This window comes from Legionella yabuuchiae (genome assembly GCF_900640115.1).
Taxonomy (GTDB): domain Bacteria; phylum Pseudomonadota; class Gammaproteobacteria; order Legionellales; family Legionellaceae; genus Legionella_A; species Legionella_A yabuuchiae.
On sequence record NZ_CAAAIW010000007.1, the window covers coordinates 25,393 to 43,110 of the forward strand.

Genomic DNA, 17,718 nt, shown 5'->3' on the forward strand with positions numbered 1-17,718 from the left:
TGCATCGGGAAGAACTAAGTTTTTTTGAAATAAGAGGTTTATTGTGGCGAAAAATAAAAGTCATTTGGGCAAAGAGCATCATTCTGGGATTTATCTTTTACCAAATCTATTGACCACTTCAAGTTTATTTGCTGCTTTTTATTCCATCGTGGCCTCGATGAAAGGACATTTTGAGTCGGCCGTTATCGCAATTTTTGTGGGTATGATTGCAGATGGATTAGATGGGAGAATTGCTCGCTTAACCAATACCCAATCTGCGTTTGGCGCAGAGTACGATAGTTTATCGGATATGGTGACCTTTGGGGTTGCGCCAGCACTGTTGCTTTATAGCTGGAGCCTGCAATCGCTTGGAAAATTTGGGTGGTTGGTTGCCTTTTTGTATACTGCTGCTGTGGCCTTAAGGCTTGCGAGATTCAATACTCAGCTAAGCTCTGAAGATAAAACACACTTCCAAGGATTGGCTTGTCCTCCAGGAGCGGCAATAGTATCTTCCTTTGTGTGGTTATGCTATCAGAATGAATGGCGGCATGTGGTAATCGCGTTGATTGCTGTTCTTCTTTCTGTGTTAACGGCAATCCTTATGGTGAGTAATATTCGCTATTACAGCTTTAAACAAATCGATTTTAAAGGTAAAGTTCCATTTTTATACATTCTTCTTACTGTTATTTTATTCGTGGCAATTGCTGCATATCCCGCATTAGTTCTGTTTATCGGTTCTCTGATTTATGCCTTATCCGGCCCAACGCAGACGTTAATTGTTTTACAGCGGATGCGTAAACAGCGGCGCTTCGGTGGGAATGGGAAGCAAAAAGAAGAGTCTGATTCCTAAGCGTTACTCAGGCTCTCCAAAACGATCATTGATTAAGTCAACCAGAGCTTTAGTCATTTCAGCTTCATCGGGGCCATCAATTTGCAATGTTAACTCGCTGCCTTTATTTGCGGCGAGCATCATCACTCCCATAATACTTTTGCCGTTTACGGTTTGGGAGTCTTTACTGACCTCAATATGGCTTTGGTATCGTGCAGCAGTCGCTACGAACTTTGCAGAAGCTCTTGCGTGCAGTCCGAGTTTGTTAATAATTGGAATCGTAGTTTTAATCATAGCGGCTACAATGTAGCATGGTCTTATAACCGCTGCAATTGAATTAGCATTTCTTAGCTGGGCTGTTCCATTAAAATGACGTCTTTGCGAACGAAGTGAAGCGATCCAGATCGACGTGCATTAAACACATCGAGCTGGATTGCTTTGCCATGGCTCGCAACGACGAGTTTAGAGTTAGAAAGAGTCAACAATGCTTATAAGTGCACATAAATTTATGATGGGACAGCCGTGCATATCTTAGTGGATTTTAATGAATTTACTAAAATTCTAAAGATTCTAGCTCTCTAATGGTCATTTGTTCGGATGATTTGTAAATAATACGGTGCAAGGTTTCATGGTCTTCAGCTAAACGACAAGCTTTACGGAACTCGGGCTTACTAAATTGCGTGATAAGACTTCTAAGGATTTGCAAATGTTCTTCAGGATTTTCCTGCGGCCCAATCAATCCAACGACCAAATCTATGGGTTGTTTATCTTCTGCGCCAAAATCAACAGGGTGCTTTAGTTTGATAAAGCATCCCAATGTGTGATTAATCAGAGTGCTTCTGATATGAGGAAGTATTATGCCATGCCCTATAGCGGTACTTCCTAGACTATCTCGCCGCCAGAACGCATCAAACAATGATTCGACTTCCAATTCAGGGTGATTTTGATTTAATAGTTGGCTTATTTTCAATAATACCGCAGTTTTGCTTTGCGCTGTAGAATCGATACAAATCCGATTCGGATCAAGAAATTTTCGAAATTGCATAATAATAAATATCAATAAAAGTGAGTTTATTTTACTTGATGTGAAGACAAAGAAACAAGGTGAGACGGGTTGGGAATCGGGCAATCGCAAATATCTTTAGTTAGCGACGTACAGCGTGAGTGATATACCCAGCAATATCAATAAAATCACATAAAATTTGACCAGCGGTTTCATTGAAATTTCGTAATGCGTCTTAGGTACTGAATTCATGAACTTATTAATTAATTAGCAAAAGCACTGTAGTCTAATCGATAGTTATCTAAATCCGATAGTGCTTCGACAATTTTCTGCGAACCAACGATATCACCGTTTTCTAAGCGCAGGTTGGCAAGTAATTCAAGATACTTTGGCGCATAATAGCGATCGATTGGATACAGTAATCCTTTTTCTAAGATAGATTGAGCATAATGGGTCTGATCTTGTTCCAATAAAAAGTAGCAAAAAGTTAGGCGTTCGAAATTAGCATGTGGTTTCAATTGTAAAAAGGTTTCAAAAGCAGTTTGGGCTTTTACAATCTCATTATAGTATAGAGCGTATATGATACCTTGTTGGAAATACGGCTCAGCGTTATACGGATGAAGCGCTATTGTTTCTGCTATGATACGCTCAGCCTTATCTATTAAGTTAAGTTTTCCAGATGGATCTGATGCCATTTTTGCTTGTTCTAAATAGAGCGAGACTAAATTATTATATGCATAAGGAGTATTAAAGTGTTGCTTGGCCTGATGATACGACTTCGTGGCCTCAGGCAATCTTTCATGTTTGATATAATCATTAGCCTGAGCGGTATAAAAACTATAAAGAAACAAATGCGTAAATAAATTGGTTATAAATAAAAATACTCCTGCCAAAAGGACAATAAAGTTTTTTTTATAACTAAATGTTATATTGATGATGGGGTGAACACAGCCTTGATCCTTAAGATGTTGGTAAAAAAATCCCAAGAGTACACCCAAGAGAATATTAAACGAAAAGATATAAAAAACAAAATCTACAACACTATACATTGCTAAGGAGGATACCATAGCAAATTGAGTTGTAATTGTCGCACGACTCGATGAAACAGGGTTTGAGCTTCTTAAGTATCGTATGAAATAATAAAAAAATATAAGAATTAAAGCAGCTATTATAGTGATTCCAGGAATACCTGTTTCAATAAGAAGCTGTAAATAGTCATTGTGGGCATTTTCTAGGGAAGAGCCGTCACCAGGAAGACTAAATGCCTGATAAAAATATTTGAAATTTTCAATTCCTATACCGTACCAGGCAGATTCTCGCCACAAATGCCATGCGCCTTTCCAAATGATCATTCGTGATTTTTCATGTTCCAGCATATCAAACCGGTGCTGGATAGATTCTGAAGCAGTTAAATAAAGAAAAATGAGCGAAAGCAGGAGGATCGTGCTTAACCCTAAGATAATTTTGAGTGTCGAACGATTGGCGTTAATAATAAACAGAAATAATAATGAAAATCCATAACTTAAATAGATGCCGCGACTAAAACTTAGTAGCAAACCCAAATTAACAATAAAAAATGCAACGGTATATAAGATTCTTCGACGTGAAAAAAATATTATATTTATCTTTTCTTGGCCAGTGCTGTATCGCAAAAGTTCAGAACATATAATTAGCGCGGTTAGCATCAGAAAAGCACCGTTGCTGTTACGAGTACCAAAAGGGCCTGAAGCCATGTGATGATAAATATAGTGTTGCGCTAGTGCCCAGGATGAAAATATAACTCCTAAAACAAAAATCAATTTTTTAAACTGATTCCAATTTTTTGCGCTATTTTCGCTGCTAGCAATAATAAAAAAAGAGAAAACCCATACACAACATTGAAACAATCCAAATTGCGCCGTAGGCTGAACAATATTAAATACGACAGGGAGGGTGGCGTTAGTTAACCAAAGTAAAAGCAAAATTTTGATTATATTGATAGATAACGGTTTTTTTTCATAGAGAAATTTTAAACTCAGTGTTAAAAGAGAAAACACCATTATCGAATAACTAAGCAATAGAATTCGCAAGTCTTCGAAATCAGAATGAAAAAAAGAAAGTACAAATAATGCGTAAAACAAATAAACGATAAAAGAGAAGAAATTTTGTCTAACCATAAGTATCAAAGCCACCAGGTGGTGGCTTTCTATAAAAATTAATTATCAGTTAACCTACCCATTTACCCTGTAAGAAAGGACCGCTTAAGGTGAGGTTATTTTTATCACTGGTATTTAGTTGTTGAGCTAGTAGATTGAAATAATTGATTGCCGTCCACCCGGCAGCCAGTGAAACAACGCCATGCTGTATTGGTTTGTTAACCGATATACCTAGCTTTACTTCTAGCTCTGGTATTGTTATATCTCTATGTGAAGAGCGAAAAGTGCTAGGACTTGAAGGCGATGAAGATTGACGTGAAGATGTGCTCTGTTTATGTCTAGCTAATAAAATAGTAGCCGCACTATTGGCAAAAACGGCAAAATTTCCCTTAAGTTTATAATTTGCATCAAGCCCAACACGGGGACCCAGTCCTTGATATGAGTCGTTAATGAGAGTAGGCAACTCCCCAACGCTGTTAACCTCTGAGTTGCTTAGTTTATCTTTTATGTTCAAATATTGAACACCACCAGAAAGTCGAGCGGTTCCTTTTGCTGATACATCAAACGATTGGCCTGCTTCGGCATTAACAGAATTAATCTTAAGTTTTCCTGAGTTTCTTGAAATATCCTGTCGCGGATTATCCCCCCCAATATGATTTATTAGATCTGTTCCATTGTAATCAACAGAATAATACATCCAGTTTAAAATTAGATCCGCTCTATCCATAAAATGATAGCTCCCTTCTAAAATCCCCGCCCAATCCCAAGGGCCTTCAAACGATGTATTAACCCGTTCAAACTCGCTTGAATGGGAATTAACAGAATTCGTGGGCAAAGACTCAGAGTATGTCTTTAAATATAAGGCAGTCAGGCCAATATCTAACGCTGAGTTCTGCAATACAGTATTGCTATCTTTGGCGTGCAGTACTGAACCAAAAAAAAGTATGAGAAGAGAACTTGAAGCGATGACTTTATTTAACACGGCAACCTCCTGTTTAATTGATAGAGAACTTGGTTATTCTAATATTTGATTGTACCTGTGTTTCGATTTTATGTATATGAAAAACAAGAGAAAACTAAGCTAAGCTAAGCTAGGCTAGGGTGGGCAAAAAGTGACCGCCCATGAAATTTTGGTTACCTTTTCAATGAGTTAACAAGCAGAAAAAACGCCAAGATATTCTTGGCGTTTTAGGGAATACATTAAAAGATTATTCGCGATGATTGCGTAATTTTTCTTTATGTTTGATTAATTGCCTATCTAATTTTTCAACCAAGTTATCAATTGCTGTATACATGTCCGTAGATTCGGAACTGGCATGCAATTCGCCTTTCGCCACCAAAACGGTTGCTTCAGCAATTTGTCTTAATTTTTCAACATCAAACACGACGTTAATGGCCATAATTTTGTCAAAATGCTTTTCTAATTTATCAAGTTTTTCTTCTGTGAAATTCCTAAGCGCTGGCGTAACTTCCATTCGATGACCGGTTAAATTGATTTGCATAACGCTCTCCTTTACTGAAGGTTAAAACGAACTACGAATTTGTTTGCGTTCGAAAGAAGAAGGGATCCCTAGTTCTTCGCGATATTTTGTAACGGTGCGGCGAGCAATATCCACACCTTGCTCCGCAAGGAATTTAACCAGCTTGCTATCACTCAGCGGTTTTTGTGGATTTTCAGCAGCAATTATTTTTTTAATCAAAGCGCGGATTGCGGTTGAGGAACATTCGCCGCCGTTACAGGAGGACACATGACTCGAAAAAAAGAATTTCAACTCAAAAACGCCGCGAGGAGTATGCATGTATTTTTGAGTCGTAACTCGAGAAATGGTTGACTCGTGCATATCTAAAGCGTGCGCTACATCATTTAATATTAAAGGCTTCATTGCCTCATCACCTAACTCAAAAAAATCTTTCTGAACTTCAACGATAAATTGCGCGACGTTTAGTAAAGTCTCTTGACGATTTTGAATTCCTTTGAGAAGCCAGCGAGCTTCTTGCAAATTAGTTTTTAAAAACTGATTTTCAACGCTATTATTCGCCCGTTTAATCATAGAGGCATAGGTTTTATTAATGCTTAATTGAGGCAGGGTATCAGGATTTAAAGTAACCTGCCAGTGGGTTCCATTCTTTTTAACAATCAAATCAGGAATAACATAGCCTGTTTCTATTTGAGCGATCAAACTGCCCGGCCTGGGGTTCAAATGCATGATAGTATGAAGCACTTGTTCTAGAGTAGCATCGTCAATGTTAAAGATTTTTTTAATTTTTTGATAATTGTGTTGACCTAAGAGATCTAGGTGTTCAAGAATTATTTTCTCGGTTAATTCTCGATGGGTAATAGGGCCTTGCATCTGCCGCAGTTGAAGAATTAATGTTTCTGCTAAGCTTTGGGCGCCGCAACCTATGGGATCAAGCTGCTGAATCAAATGCAATACCGCTTCAATTTCTTTAAGATCGATGGGTAGCGTTTCAGAATTTAAGCTTTTATGAATGTCTTTAAGGTCTAAGGTTAAGAAGCCGTTGTCATCAATGGCATCTATCAAAGTGGTGGCAATAGCTCGATCCACATCGCTCATTGATGTTAAATTAATTTGCCATAATAGGTGCTCATGTAAACTTTCTTTGGTGCAATGAAGATTTTCGAAAATGTATTCACTTTCATTAAAACGCTGATTACTGGCCTTTGAAATGGTGTACAGAGTGGACCATTCTACATCGCTAAACTCGTCTTCTTTCTCCAACCTCTCGTCTTCAATAGCCGCTTCATAAGACTCAGTAACATTAGTTTCGAGTAGTGGATTTGACTCCATTACTTGCTGAATTTCTTGGCGTAAGTCGATGGTTGATAGTTGGAGTAAACGAATAGCATGTTGTAATTGCGGGGTAAGCGTAAGCTGGTTTGATAAATTCAGCTGTAATGATGGCTTCATAACAATCCTTCAAAACTAAACTTCTCTTACTATCAGTTTAATCAATTTGGAGCGTTTATCCAGTTTTCAAGAACAGCGCAATGGAGATAAGCCTAGGAAGAAGAGGCCTGAGTTAATTAAATCAATGGGTTAAGCGATTTAGAATAATTGTAGGGCAATGAAGAGGAAAAATGAAAGAAATAAAAAAGCTTGTTTAAACCTGAATCGCTTGTTAATAAATGCTGATCAGGTTCAAAACAAGCTTATAATCCTAGAAAAAGCAGTTAAGCATCACTACGCCGCACGCATAACGTGCTCACTATAGAATCAGAGGTTTTTTTTAGAATAATCAATATTATTTGTAATTGATCTTACCATTGCCTACTTCCTGCGGCTTGGCCGCAGGATCCAGCGATGTAGAAAGATTCCTGGATCCCGCGGTCAAGCCGCAGGAAGTCGGACGAAGTGAGGTAGGTGAATAGTTACAATTATTTTAATTTTTTCTCTTTAAAGAGCACGTGTTTACGAACAACAGGATCGTATTTCATCAGCTCCATCTTTTCAGGATGGTTGCGTGGATTCTTGGTGGTGGTTACGAAGTAACCAGTTCCCGCAGTGGATTCCAATTTAACTTTAGTTGTAACGGCTGCCACAGTTTTTCCCCTTTAAAATTAGATTTTCTCGCCTTTTTCTCTCATCTGGTCGAGAACTTTTTTAATGCCCAATTTATCAATAATTCGCATGCCTTTGGTGCTTACTTTCAAGGTTACATAGCGATTTTCTTCTTCTACCCAAAAACGGTGTGTTTTAATGTTAGGCAGAAAACGTCTTCTGGTTTTGTTATTGGCATGCGATACGTTGTTTCCAGTGATGGGTCGCTTGCCAGTTACTTGGCATACTCTTGACATAGCTTGCTCCAAAGTGTCTTATTTTGTCTTAATCAAGAACGGAAATTATTAACAGGTGGCGTTTTATAGCAAAATTTGGTCCAAGATGCAATGTGTCTGGTTCGTTTTCTCTATAAATGGCAAAAACATCTGTTATCTAATTGTACATTAGCCGCCCAGAAAATGGCAAATTATTAATGATTTTGCTCCCAATAAGCCCTTGTTGTTAATATTTTCTTAATTTTTTTAACGTAGAATCGCGCGTAGCCTCTAGTCTATCGTACGAGTGATTCTTTATGTCAAATATAATTCTAGTGTATGCGAACTGTCACAATTCTACGGCACGCGGTGATTTCGTTTTAGCCGGTACCATGGCCCGTGATCTAATGCGTGAAATTAAACGTTCAGGTCAAGATATTGATGTCATATTGACCAGTACCTTAGATGGCATGAGCCGCTTTGAAAGCCTATATAAATCTGTAGGTAGAGATCGCGTTGATATCGAAGGCGTTGAAGTTGGGCTGTGCTCTTTAGAGCGGTTTGATTCGCTAACGCAGAATGTGATTGCCTTTATAGAAGCAAATCGCTGTAAATATGCTCCAGCGGAGGTTATTAAACGTGTACTTTCGGCTGATAGTAAACTGTTAACCATTATGGCACCTAATGGTGAGACGGTTAACAATGATATCCAAAAAATAATGCAGAAAATCCTTTATAGTTCTACGCAACCTAGTCTTTATGAGTTTTTTGAACCAGCTGATGTATTGATAAATGCTTCTGGGCTAGCCCCAGAGGCTCTGGGATTGCCACACATTGCCCAAACGAGTGAATTATCTGAATTAACTGCTGGACAACGCACGCTCGTTCCAACTGTAAATTATGGGTTTATGTATTTAAGTGCAAATATTGACTCTAGAGATCCAGCCCTAATTGCACAGTATATGAATTTAACTGATCCCGTGGAAGAGTATATTTTGGTTGGGAATTTTACTGATGTAAATCAAGTCTTAACAGCGAGTAGGAGATTTCCTTATTCCCGCACAACCTCTTGCAATGTTAAGTTTCACCAGTCATTAGAGTATGGCGTAATGCGTCATATGATGATGAACTCAACCCATTTGGTGTTAGCAACGGGCGTTATGAGTACATTAGAGGCAATGCAAGATAGAAAATTAACGTATTATCAAGATATATCCAACAACGTTAGTTTTGTTATCTCATACCTGATGGCATTGAAATCTCTTGTGTATAGCGACACCTCCCTAGTTGGCCTAATGCCGAAGTTCATGGTTGAATTATCGGCTCTTCTCTTTGAGTCTAAACCTTTGAAGCCAGCCGACTTAGATAGGGCGCGAACATTGTTAGAAATGACACCGGTCAGAGAACGATTAGCCGATGCGAATCAAACGCTTATTACGAAAGCCAATGGAACGTTAGCGCCAAGATTATTAAGCTTTATTGGTGCCCCTAAGGCTAGTCGTCTAGAGGATCAGGCGGCCTATGCCTTGCGTTCATTGCGAAAACAAGCAGAGACGACGATTACGCAAGGTCAAGGTTTAAGACGGGCTGCTTCATGGGGACGTTTGTTTGAACTAAAAATACTAGTTCGTTCAATGGCTCCAGAGGAACTCAATGCATTCGATCCGACCTATAAGCGCGGAGCTTTGCATTGGGCCATTCACTATGGTCAATATGACTGCGTTCAGATACTCATCAAAGCAGGTGCTTTATTGGATCTTCAGGATAAAGATGATAGAACGCCTTTGCATCATGCAGTGATAAAAAAAGATAGGAAAGGAGTTCAATTGTTACTTGACGCAGGGGCCTCTATCGATATTCTTGATAGCCGGAGTCAAAGTCCTATTCATTGTGCGGATGAAAACACTTTATCCTTTATTCATAGTTGTAGGGAAGAATCCATAACGGTATCTTATGGGACCTTATAATTTATTTAAAGGATGACCCTGGTCTAAAAATAACAATTTGCTTCTGTGATTTTAGGCTGCTGGGAGGGTTGAAAATAGTGTTGAAAAATGCACAAGTAGCGTATAATAAGATACTTTTATCTGAGCAAAGTTATGCAACGTAAAATCAAAAGTTATGTTCTTCGAGCTGGGCGTGTCAGTAACCGTCAGCAACTCGCCTTAGATTCCTGGGCTCAGTCTTATGAATTGCCACCTCAACCAGGTGTTTGGAATTTCAATGAACTATTTGGTCGTGAAGCCAATACCATTGTTGAAATTGGATTTGGAATGGGGTCTTCCTTATTCGCTATGGCTAAGGCGCAACCGCAAACCAATTTTATTGGTATTGAAGTGCATCGTGCTGGCGTAGGAAGTTTGGTGGCTGATTTATATGAGCATGGCATAAATAATGTTCGAATTGCCTCGTTTGATGCTGTGGAGGTCATTAACAATAATTTGCCAGACCATGCCCTGCATGGGGTTCAGATCTTTTTTCCAGATCCGTGGCCTAAAAAACGTCATCATAAACGTCGATTAATACAGCCTGATTTCATTGCCTTGCTGATCACAAAATTGAAATCTGGCGGATTTATTCATTGCGCCACAGACTGGCAAGATTATGCTGAACAAATGCTAGCGGTACTTAGCACGGAACCACAACTTAGCAATGCCCAATTAGAAGGTGGTTATTCACTTAGACCTGAGTCGCGACCACTTACGAAATTTGAGCGGCGTGGGCAACGATTAGGACATGGCGTTTGGGATTTAATTTTTTTAAAGAAATAGATCAACGTATTTTGTAACCATTCCTTGAAAGTAATTATGGTTCAATTAAGAACATCAAGGCCAGAATCTCGCCATCCTTGACCTTGGGTACAGCAACCTTGGTTCAATTTTTCGATGCTTTAGGTTTGGAAACACACCAACAGAACCTGCAACAAGAACTACCCTTGTAAATATCCATTTGTTAACCAACAATTTGTTCAAAAATTGACTTATCATTGGATTTGTAATATGATTTTGATTCTCAGGAAACTGATCCTAGTTGTGTGAACCATGTACGATCATTACTCACTCTTACAATCGTTAAAAAATAAAAAGTTTTCTCGAATAGTCAACATTGTTCGTTATAGAATTTTAAAGGCGCTACAGCAAGATTATTTTAGCCCTAAATTAAAAGATTTTTTTCCAACACTTGATTTGCAGGTAGAGAAGCTTGAGACATTAAAACCGCTCTATGTTGAGCTAATGCGCGCCGATCTTCCCCTTGATGAGCGAACTAGGCATCTTAATGTTCTCAGATCACAACGGCTACCTTTTGCTGAGTTTGACTTAGAACCTGCCCAAGTATCACAAGTAAAAAAAATACTTAATGCACTTTACTTTGGTGAAATGATCCTATTGGATATTGAGGGTTTAGCATTAGATGGGGATCTTTCTTTTTCTCATGTGTTTAGCCAGGCAAGTGATGTAAATACCTTGTATAACCAAACAATGGAGAAGGCGTATTATGCCGCTTATTTAATCACTCACGTTGATGTTGAACTTCGTGGGGTGTTTAGTCATGAATTGTCGCTGCTTTCCCCTTTGTTCCAGTTAGTGGATCAGTTTGTCAGGACCAAGACTCAAAACGCGATGGGGTACGCTTATGGGTACTCTTTATCCCCCTGGATTGAAAATACCACTCGAATAGAACCTGGTAATATACAAGTCAAAGTTCAAGGCGAGTGTATGCTTTACCGAGTGATTAGCCCACTTGGAACCATTATTACGGATGAGCTAACGCTATCTGAATTGAACCCAGATTTTAGTCATCCAGTAACGTTTGAACAACTCAATTTATGTTTCTCCAAAATACTCGAACTTACATCGCATCGCGGACATACAAAACTTAAGAGCTATGATCAAAAGCAAGTCGCTTATCTAATGGGTGTTTACTCAGGATTTGGAATTGAACAATTAAATCCGAAGGAAGGCGCTGATTATCAGTTTTTGACGCAATTTACAGCAGAGATTCCACGATACTTAGATGAATGGTCTAAGAAAATACAAGCTTACTCAGAATTAGCTTCCGCAGGCGAGCGTTCTCATCTTGATCCCCATCAGCTTGAAACCCTTCGTAATCATGCTTTGCTCTTATTGCATGCCATTGAGAACTTGCAAGATGGAAGCTTTTTCTTTTCTGTAAAAGTATTTAATTACCTCAGAATCTTTCATCAGCTCTTTACTCTTTCCTTAAGCATCATCGAGGAAGCTAATCATCTTAACGAAACGGCTCAGGCTTCGGTATGTTCTAAGATGGAGGCCTTAAAATATTTACTATCCACCGATCTTCTGGCTGCTATGGATAAACTTGAAGAAGCGACGATGTTAAGGCCAGGGTTTTTATCCAGTCATTTAAAACAGCATCTTCAAAATTTTTACGATACTATAGTTCATTACACGAATAAATACGTTGATTTTTCAAAAAGGCAGCCTCATCTTTTAACTTTGGAGGATACAATATTCCACGCAGCTCGGCTTGAACGAGCGCATCAGCGAATGAGCAAGATTAAAGTGGAATTGTTGTGTTTAGAACAAATTAAATTCTCCTTAAACAAATTTTTTTCTTTGTTAAAGCAGCCTCATGTTAGAGGGATGCGGCTTAAAGATTTACCTGAGTTGGTTAAACAAGAACTAGCCAGCCATTATCACCTCATTCAGCCTTATATTCATCAAACAAATCTAGTCGATTCTGATCTAGTGGCCAGCTTGACCTCTCAGGCTTCTTACTCATTTAATCCTCGTCGCTTAATTTCTTGGGTAGTCGAATACAATGACAGTATTAGCTTCATCCTTAGGAGTGAGCAACATTTATTGGCTTTGGTTGGAAAAGAAGTCAGTACCAATCTTTTCCAATTCACCTTAAATCAAGAGCTGATTCAAGCAATCCAAACCAATGCTTCTTTGACGCTTTTGCCATGTGAAATTCAAGATGGCTTTAATTTAATTGATGAAGCAACAGTATTGGGGATTAAAGCCGATGAAACCGATGAAGCCTTGCACTTTGAATTACAAGATGGCCATAATTTGGTTCAGAATCTAGAAGAACTGAGTTCAAAACAAACTTTGGCATTGTATCGTTTTTACAGCCTGTACCAAGCCAAACTTGCCGATGCAATGAATGCCTATGAGGCATTTTCTAAGGTATTAGAACGGTATCCAGCGACACAAATCATTAACGATTTACCCGTTCAGCCAAAACAAGAACTTCGTAATTTATATGCCATTTTTCAGCCTTACTGGGTTCATTTGTTTGCACAAGAGCATAATAGTTTTCCTCTTGATGACTCTATGGTGATGGCGTTATCCATAAATTCTAACAGTCAACACTCAGACATCACAGCACAAGACTTTTTTTCTTATAAGCCAGAATTTATTCGTAAAATTAGAGGATTCATTGATCTTGCGAATGAAAAGAAAATCCAATGTTCGCGACTAAATAGAGAGGCATTAGTTATAGAACAAGCTACAAAACCTTTAGATGCTATCAAACGCGATGAGCGAGCCAATCATGTGATTAGCCATACTGAATATTCCAAGGCATTTAGAGCATTTAAAGAGAGCTTAGAAAAATTCACTAGTATTTTTAATGCTGCGGTACGAAGAGAATTAAAACCTGCGAAAGAAGGCATTCCTTTTCCTGAATTGGGAGTCAGTACCGGTATTTACTCTCAAAGTAGCCAAGTGTTAATGCTAAAGCGTTTAATTAACGCAGCTTATCATCTGGAGCAATTGTTTATACACTTAGAAACGCTGCATGATAAAAGCATAAAATCGGTATACGTGATGAGAATCGGCCGCGCCAGTGTTCATGTATACAACTTAGTATTATTAACAAATGCGCTCTGTTCTGATCCTTATACCGTTCAGATGGCCGGGGATATTGTGCAGAAGCTTAAATTTGCTCAGAATAATATGAAGTCATTGCTGCGGCCTTATTTACCTGGTATGACTGATCAAGAAGAAGCAGATCGTTCCACGATGAATTCATCTTCTGAATCGACTCCCGCCCCCGAAGTTAATCAGACAATTTTGCATGTATTGAATGCTATGATGGTGTTGCCAGAACATATTAAAGCGGGTAGGCAGGGCGAAGTTTTAGAACGCTCGGACATTCAGTCATCTCATGAAAACGCTTATAAAATTGCGCAAGATATTCAACGAATTATTAAACACTCAAGCAGTTACTTGAAATTATTCTTTGAAACTTCAACAATGTATAAGTTGTTCAAGGATTTGCGTGTGAAACTTGAGATAGTAACCACATCTACCCATGATGCAGTTATGGATAATCTGAAGAGCATTAGAAATGAATTGATGCTACAAATACTGTTGGAAGCGAATCATTGGGAAGATAAGTTTGCTCTATTGCCGGGTACCGTTTCACAACCCTTGCGTGATATTCTTGATGCCTTTTTCATCGGAATGATTGAATCCTTAGAACTTCCAACACAGCAGCACTTGAGTCTAGTGCAAAGCATGATCCCCATAGAGTTGGAAATGAAGGATGCATCAAATCATAAAACCTCCATTGGACGTGAACTGAAGCTTGTAAAAGATAAAGAAGTCGTTTTACAACGCTTTTCAAAACAAGTCCAAGTGTTTAAAGACACTATACATGATCCTGGCGAAAAAGAAGCTACCTGCCTAAACCTTGCTGAAGCATTAGTCGATGATTTTAATCACTTCATTGTTCCGGTAGCACAAAAAGTGTGTTTGCCGTTCACCTTAGAGGAGTTGTCCTTTCATGAGCTGCCTGTAAGTGATGTTGTCACTCAAGATAAACTTCTGGCTTCTGTTGAAGAAATATTATCCGCCTGTGTGAGTCATTATCATGAACTGCATGCATCTCATCAATTGGCTATTGATACGATCGACGAAAAAATTCATTTTTTACAGGATGTGAAAAAATGCAAAGAAACTCAAGATAAGCAATATATTACTGATTACGCGACTAAGCTTTTTAACGAACAGGCCAAATTGTTAAGCTCAAAACATTTTGGTCTTATTCACAGTGAAGTCGAATATCGGGAAGAATTGTATAAATACTTAAAATCCTTTGAGAGTGAAATTGTCTCCCGAATTATTGAAGAGCGCGACAGCCTTGATATTCGAAAAAATCTTGTCGCATTATTGTCTGAAAAAATAAGGCAATTTGAGCAGGAGCATTATGAAGACTATAAGCAACTTAACAATATTAAAGCAGCCATAGAACAGTTCAGGAGTTATATTGGTGAAGCTAATGAAGCGATAAAAAGTAAGAAATGGTCTCTCACTCCTTTATTTGAAAGCAAACGCACACTTGATGATAAAAATGCCTTGCTTCATCAATTAAAAGATATTGCATGCAATCAGCAAGATGAAAAAGACCTCGCCTTCGAACTTAAATTATCAGTCAAAGACCGCCTTGCGAAAATTAAAGAGTTTGTCAAAATTCCTACCTTTCAGACGACTATGCTCAAGTATCATAATTTTAACGCTTTTACGTATGAAGGACTCAAACAGTTGGTCGCTAATTTGCTTAAATTATTAGGACTTTACACACCAAGTTATCAACATCGCTTTAAAAATTTAAAGAATGCAACTCAAGAAAGACCAAGTCTTGCTCAAATGGGGTCGCGTTATGGTTTATTTTCAGCAGCGCCACGAACTGGCCATTCCGAGCCTGAGAATCCTAGTCCTCATATCCCCGCTAGTACTCTGGAGCCTTCCAGTCCATAGCGCCTGCTACCAAAATCATCTAAAGCAATCAGAAATAGACTTGCTTAATGACAATATACCCCATAAAATTCTATTTTCTTTGTAACGCCTGGAGTAATAGTGCATGGGGTGGAATGAGCCGGATAAAGATAAGGACAAGGGTAAGGACAAAGATCCATGGAGTGGGGGTAATAATCAGCCACCGGATTTAGATGAAGCATTAAAGCGACTCCAAGAGCGATTGAAACGAACATTCATGAAAGGAGGGGGCAAGTCGGATGGCGGACGTCCCGATTCTGGCGCTGGTGGTGCTGGAATCTTGGCTGGCATCATCTTTTTAGTCGCTTTTATACTCTGGGTATTATCAGGAATTTTTATTGTTGATCCAGCAGAGCAGGCTGCAATACTGCGCTTTGGAAAATACGTTGAAACGGTTGGTCCAGGACCTCACTGGATCCCTCGCTTAATTTCCTCAAAAATTCTGGTCAATGTTGAGCGAGTTTCCGATTACTCCTATTCAGCGAACATGCTGACGCAAGATGAAAATCTAGTCTCTGTGTCGGTAGTCGTTCAATATCGCATCGGCGATTTGGAAGATTATTTATTCAATGTAGCGGATCCTATTGAAAGCTTACAACAAGCCACTTCTAGCGCTCTGCGGCAAGTGATAGGTCACACCTCATTAGATGCAATCATCACCGAAGGACGTGATGTGTGGGGGGGCAAGGTTCAAGAAAACCTAATTGAGATTTTAAAGCGCTATAAAACTGGAATTTTAGTGGTTAATGTTTCACCACAACCGGCGCGCGCGCCTGAAATGGTGCAAGATGCGTTTGATGACGCAATCAAAGCCCAAGAAGATGAGAAGCGTTTTATTGAGCAAGCTCGAGCCTATGAGGCTCGTGTCGTTCCAATTGCTCATGGGAACGCAAAACGTATTTTATCTGAAGCTCAGGCTTATGCTCAGCAAGTCGTATTGAATGCAAAAGGGGAGACCGCTGAATTTCTAAAATTATTGCCGGTTTATTTACAATCTCCCTATGTTACTGCTGAGCGGATGTATTTAGACGCGATGCAAAAAGTATTGAGTCAGAGCAGTAAAATAATCGTGGATGGCAAGTCAGGAAACCTGCTTTATTTGCCACTTGAAAAATTAATTGGCAATAATAATGGCCCGAAAACAAGTGTAGTACCAAAAGTGGATTTGGAGGAAGGAACAGACCCTCAAGCCGCAGCAGCGTCCGTATTTGATGGACGTCCGTTGCTTCGCTCTACCGAACGCCCGGGGAGGATAAGCTAATGAACGCAACTAAAACGTTTTTAGGGGTTTTAGTCTTTGTTATAATATTGTTAGTCTTGACTAGCCTCTTTACCATAATGCAAGGGCACCATGGCATCTTATTGCGCCTTGGTAAGTTAGTAACAACTGGACAAGGAGATCAAGCAAAAATTCTTAATCCAGGTTTGCATGCTAAAATTCCTTTTATTGAAAGTGTTCGCATCTTTGATACGAGGATTCAAACGCTTGATATTAAATCTTCTCGGATTGTGACTAAAGAGAAGAAAGATGTTCTGGTCGACTATTATGTTAAATGGCGAATTAATGACTTGGCCCATTACTTCAAGGCAACGGGTGGTAATAAACTTAAAGCTGAAACATTACTTGAGCAACAACTGAATACTTCTTTGCGGGCTCAGTTTGGTAAACGTACTATTCCCGATCTGGTTTCTGGACGCGATGATGTGATGGATGTGTTACAGCAAAAGGCCGAAGAACAGGCGAGTCAACTTGGGATGTATGTGGTTGATGTACGCATTAAAGGGATAGAGCTTCCACCCAGTACTAGTAATGCAATCTATCAACGGATGCGCGCTGATATGCAAAAAATCGCTAATCGCCATCGTGCCGATGGAAATGCAGCCGCTGAGGCAATACGAGCCAATTCAGATGCAAAAGTGACGGTGATTCTTGCCGAAGCTTTAAATGAGGGGCGTATCATTAAAGCTAAAGGTCAAGCCGAAGCTGCTTCTATTTACGAGCAGGCTTTTGCGAAGAATAAAGATTTTTTTGCGTTCTATCGCAGTTTAAAAGCCTATGAAAATAGTTTTGATAGCAAGCAGGATATTCTAGTTCTTGATCAAAGTAGCTCGTTTTTCGACTATTTCAAGCACGGTTTAGCAACAGGACAAGATCGTAACGCTAAGCAGAATTAATAGTGTAAATAACGGTTCAATTTTTGTCATTCCCGCGCCAGCGGGAATCTATTTTA

General features: G+C 39.1%; 14 protein-coding genes. 6 read left to right on the forward strand and 8 right to left on the reverse strand.

Annotated elements, in window-relative coordinates:
- Positions 1–64 precede the first annotated feature (64 nt).
- A complete protein-coding gene (gene pssA, locus E1O47_RS03940; RefSeq protein ID WP_133130031.1) occupies positions 65–829 on the forward strand; it encodes a CDP-diacylglycerol--serine O-phosphatidyltransferase in 765 nt (254 codons plus the stop codon).
- A gap of 3 nt (positions 830–832) precedes the next feature.
- Here pssA and E1O47_RS03945 read toward each other — a convergent pair whose 3' ends face one another.
- The 8 genes from E1O47_RS03945 to rpmB all read right to left on the reverse strand — a co-directional run bounded on the left by E1O47_RS03945 (position 833) and on the right by rpmB (position 7,763).
- A complete protein-coding gene (locus E1O47_RS03945) occupies positions 833–1,102 on the reverse strand; it encodes an HPr family phosphocarrier protein (protein ID WP_133129971.1) in 270 nt (89 codons plus the stop codon).
- A gap of 259 nt (positions 1,103–1,361) precedes the next feature.
- Complete coding sequence (locus tag E1O47_RS03950; RefSeq protein ID WP_133129972.1) at positions 1,362–1,853, reverse strand: PTS sugar transporter subunit IIA; 492 nt, start codon at positions 1,851–1,853, stop codon at positions 1,362–1,364.
- A 221-nt stretch (positions 1,854–2,074) separates the two neighbouring features.
- Complete coding sequence (locus tag E1O47_RS03955) at positions 2,075–3,967, reverse strand: O-antigen ligase family protein (protein ID WP_133129973.1); 1,893 nt, start codon at positions 3,965–3,967, stop codon at positions 2,075–2,077.
- 49 nt (positions 3,968–4,016) lie between these two features.
- Entirely contained in the window at positions 4,017–4,928 is a 912-nt protein-coding gene (locus E1O47_RS03960) for an Lpg1974 family pore-forming outer membrane protein (protein WP_165475034.1), read from the reverse strand.
- Positions 4,929–5,154: 226 nt separating this feature from the next.
- Positions 5,155–5,448 carry a ribosome hibernation-promoting factor, HPF/YfiA family gene (gene hpf / locus E1O47_RS03965; protein ID WP_133129975.1) on the reverse strand — a complete coding sequence of 98 codons (294 nt, stop codon included), beginning with the start codon at positions 5,446–5,448 and terminating at the stop codon, positions 5,155–5,157.
- A 21-nt stretch (positions 5,449–5,469) separates the two neighbouring features.
- The gene (locus tag E1O47_RS03970; RefSeq protein ID WP_133129976.1) at positions 5,470–6,876 is read right to left on the reverse strand and encodes an RNA polymerase factor sigma-54; all 1,407 of its coding nucleotides are present in this window, start codon (positions 6,874–6,876) and stop codon (positions 5,470–5,472) included.
- 467 nt (positions 6,877–7,343) lie between these two features.
- Complete coding sequence (gene rpmG / locus E1O47_RS03975) at positions 7,344–7,508, reverse strand: 50S ribosomal protein L33 (RefSeq protein WP_133129977.1); 165 nt, start codon at positions 7,506–7,508, stop codon at positions 7,344–7,346.
- Positions 7,509–7,526: 18 nt separating this feature from the next.
- Positions 7,527–7,763 (reverse strand): 50S ribosomal protein L28, encoded by a 237-nt coding sequence (rpmB, locus tag E1O47_RS03980; RefSeq protein WP_133129978.1) that lies wholly within the window; start codon positions 7,761–7,763, stop codon positions 7,527–7,529.
- 275 nt (positions 7,764–8,038) lie between these two features.
- Between rpmB and ankY the strand changes: the two genes are divergently transcribed.
- The 5 genes from ankY to hflC all read left to right on the forward strand — a co-directional run bounded on the left by ankY (position 8,039) and on the right by hflC (position 17,662).
- The gene (gene ankY, locus E1O47_RS03985) at positions 8,039–9,688 is read left to right on the forward strand and encodes a Dot/Icm T4SS effector AnkY/LegA9 (RefSeq protein WP_133129979.1); all 1,650 of its coding nucleotides are present in this window, start codon (positions 8,039–8,041) and stop codon (positions 9,686–9,688) included.
- Positions 9,689–9,820: 132 nt separating this feature from the next.
- Positions 9,821–10,492, forward strand: coding sequence for a tRNA (guanosine(46)-N7)-methyltransferase TrmB (trmB, locus tag E1O47_RS03990; RefSeq protein ID WP_133129980.1), 672 nt, complete (start codon positions 9,821–9,823; stop codon positions 10,490–10,492).
- Positions 10,493–10,762: 270 nt separating this feature from the next.
- Positions 10,763–15,469 (forward strand): hypothetical protein, encoded by a 4,707-nt coding sequence (locus E1O47_RS03995; protein WP_133129981.1) that lies wholly within the window; start codon positions 10,763–10,765, stop codon positions 15,467–15,469.
- A 103-nt stretch (positions 15,470–15,572) separates the two neighbouring features.
- Positions 15,573–16,748 carry an FtsH protease activity modulator HflK gene (gene hflK, locus E1O47_RS04000; RefSeq protein WP_133129982.1) on the forward strand — a complete coding sequence of 392 codons (1,176 nt, stop codon included), beginning with the start codon at positions 15,573–15,575 and terminating at the stop codon, positions 16,746–16,748.
- A complete protein-coding gene (hflC, locus tag E1O47_RS04005; protein ID WP_133129983.1) occupies positions 16,748–17,662 on the forward strand; it encodes a protease modulator HflC in 915 nt (304 codons plus the stop codon). Before hflK ends, hflC begins: the two co-directional genes overlap by 1 nt.
- Positions 17,663–17,718: the final 56 nt, after the last annotated feature.

Excerpts from the sequence above, each read along its gene's own strand:
- E1O47_RS03945 (WP_133129971.1), bottom strand. The coding sequence starts at position 1,102 with ATGATTAAAACTACGATTCCAATTATTAACAAACTCGGACTGCACGCA.
- E1O47_RS03950 (WP_133129972.1), bottom strand. The coding sequence starts at position 1,853 with ATGCAATTTCGAAAATTTCTTGATCCGAATCGGATTTGTATCGATTCT.
- E1O47_RS03955 (WP_133129973.1), bottom strand. The coding sequence starts at position 3,967 with ATGGTTAGACAAAATTTCTTCTCTTTTATCGTTTATTTGTTTTACGCA.
- hpf (WP_133129975.1), bottom strand. The coding sequence starts at position 5,448 with ATGCAAATCAATTTAACCGGTCATCGAATGGAAGTTACGCCAGCGCTT.
- E1O47_RS03970 (WP_133129976.1), bottom strand. The coding sequence starts at position 6,876 with ATGAAGCCATCATTACAGCTGAATTTATCAAACCAGCTTACGCTTACC.
- rpmB (WP_133129978.1), bottom strand. The coding sequence starts at position 7,763 with ATGTCAAGAGTATGCCAAGTAACTGGCAAGCGACCCATCACTGGAAAC.
- ankY (WP_133129979.1), top strand. The coding sequence starts at position 8,039 with ATGTCAAATATAATTCTAGTGTATGCGAACTGTCACAATTCTACGGCA.
- trmB (WP_133129980.1), top strand. The coding sequence starts at position 9,821 with ATGCAACGTAAAATCAAAAGTTATGTTCTTCGAGCTGGGCGTGTCAGT.
- E1O47_RS03995 (WP_133129981.1), top strand. The coding sequence starts at position 10,763 with ATGTACGATCATTACTCACTCTTACAATCGTTAAAAAATAAAAAGTTT.
- hflK (WP_133129982.1), top strand. The coding sequence starts at position 15,573 with ATGGGGTGGAATGAGCCGGATAAAGATAAGGACAAGGGTAAGGACAAA.
- hflC (WP_133129983.1), top strand. The coding sequence starts at position 16,748 with ATGAACGCAACTAAAACGTTTTTAGGGGTTTTAGTCTTTGTTATAATA.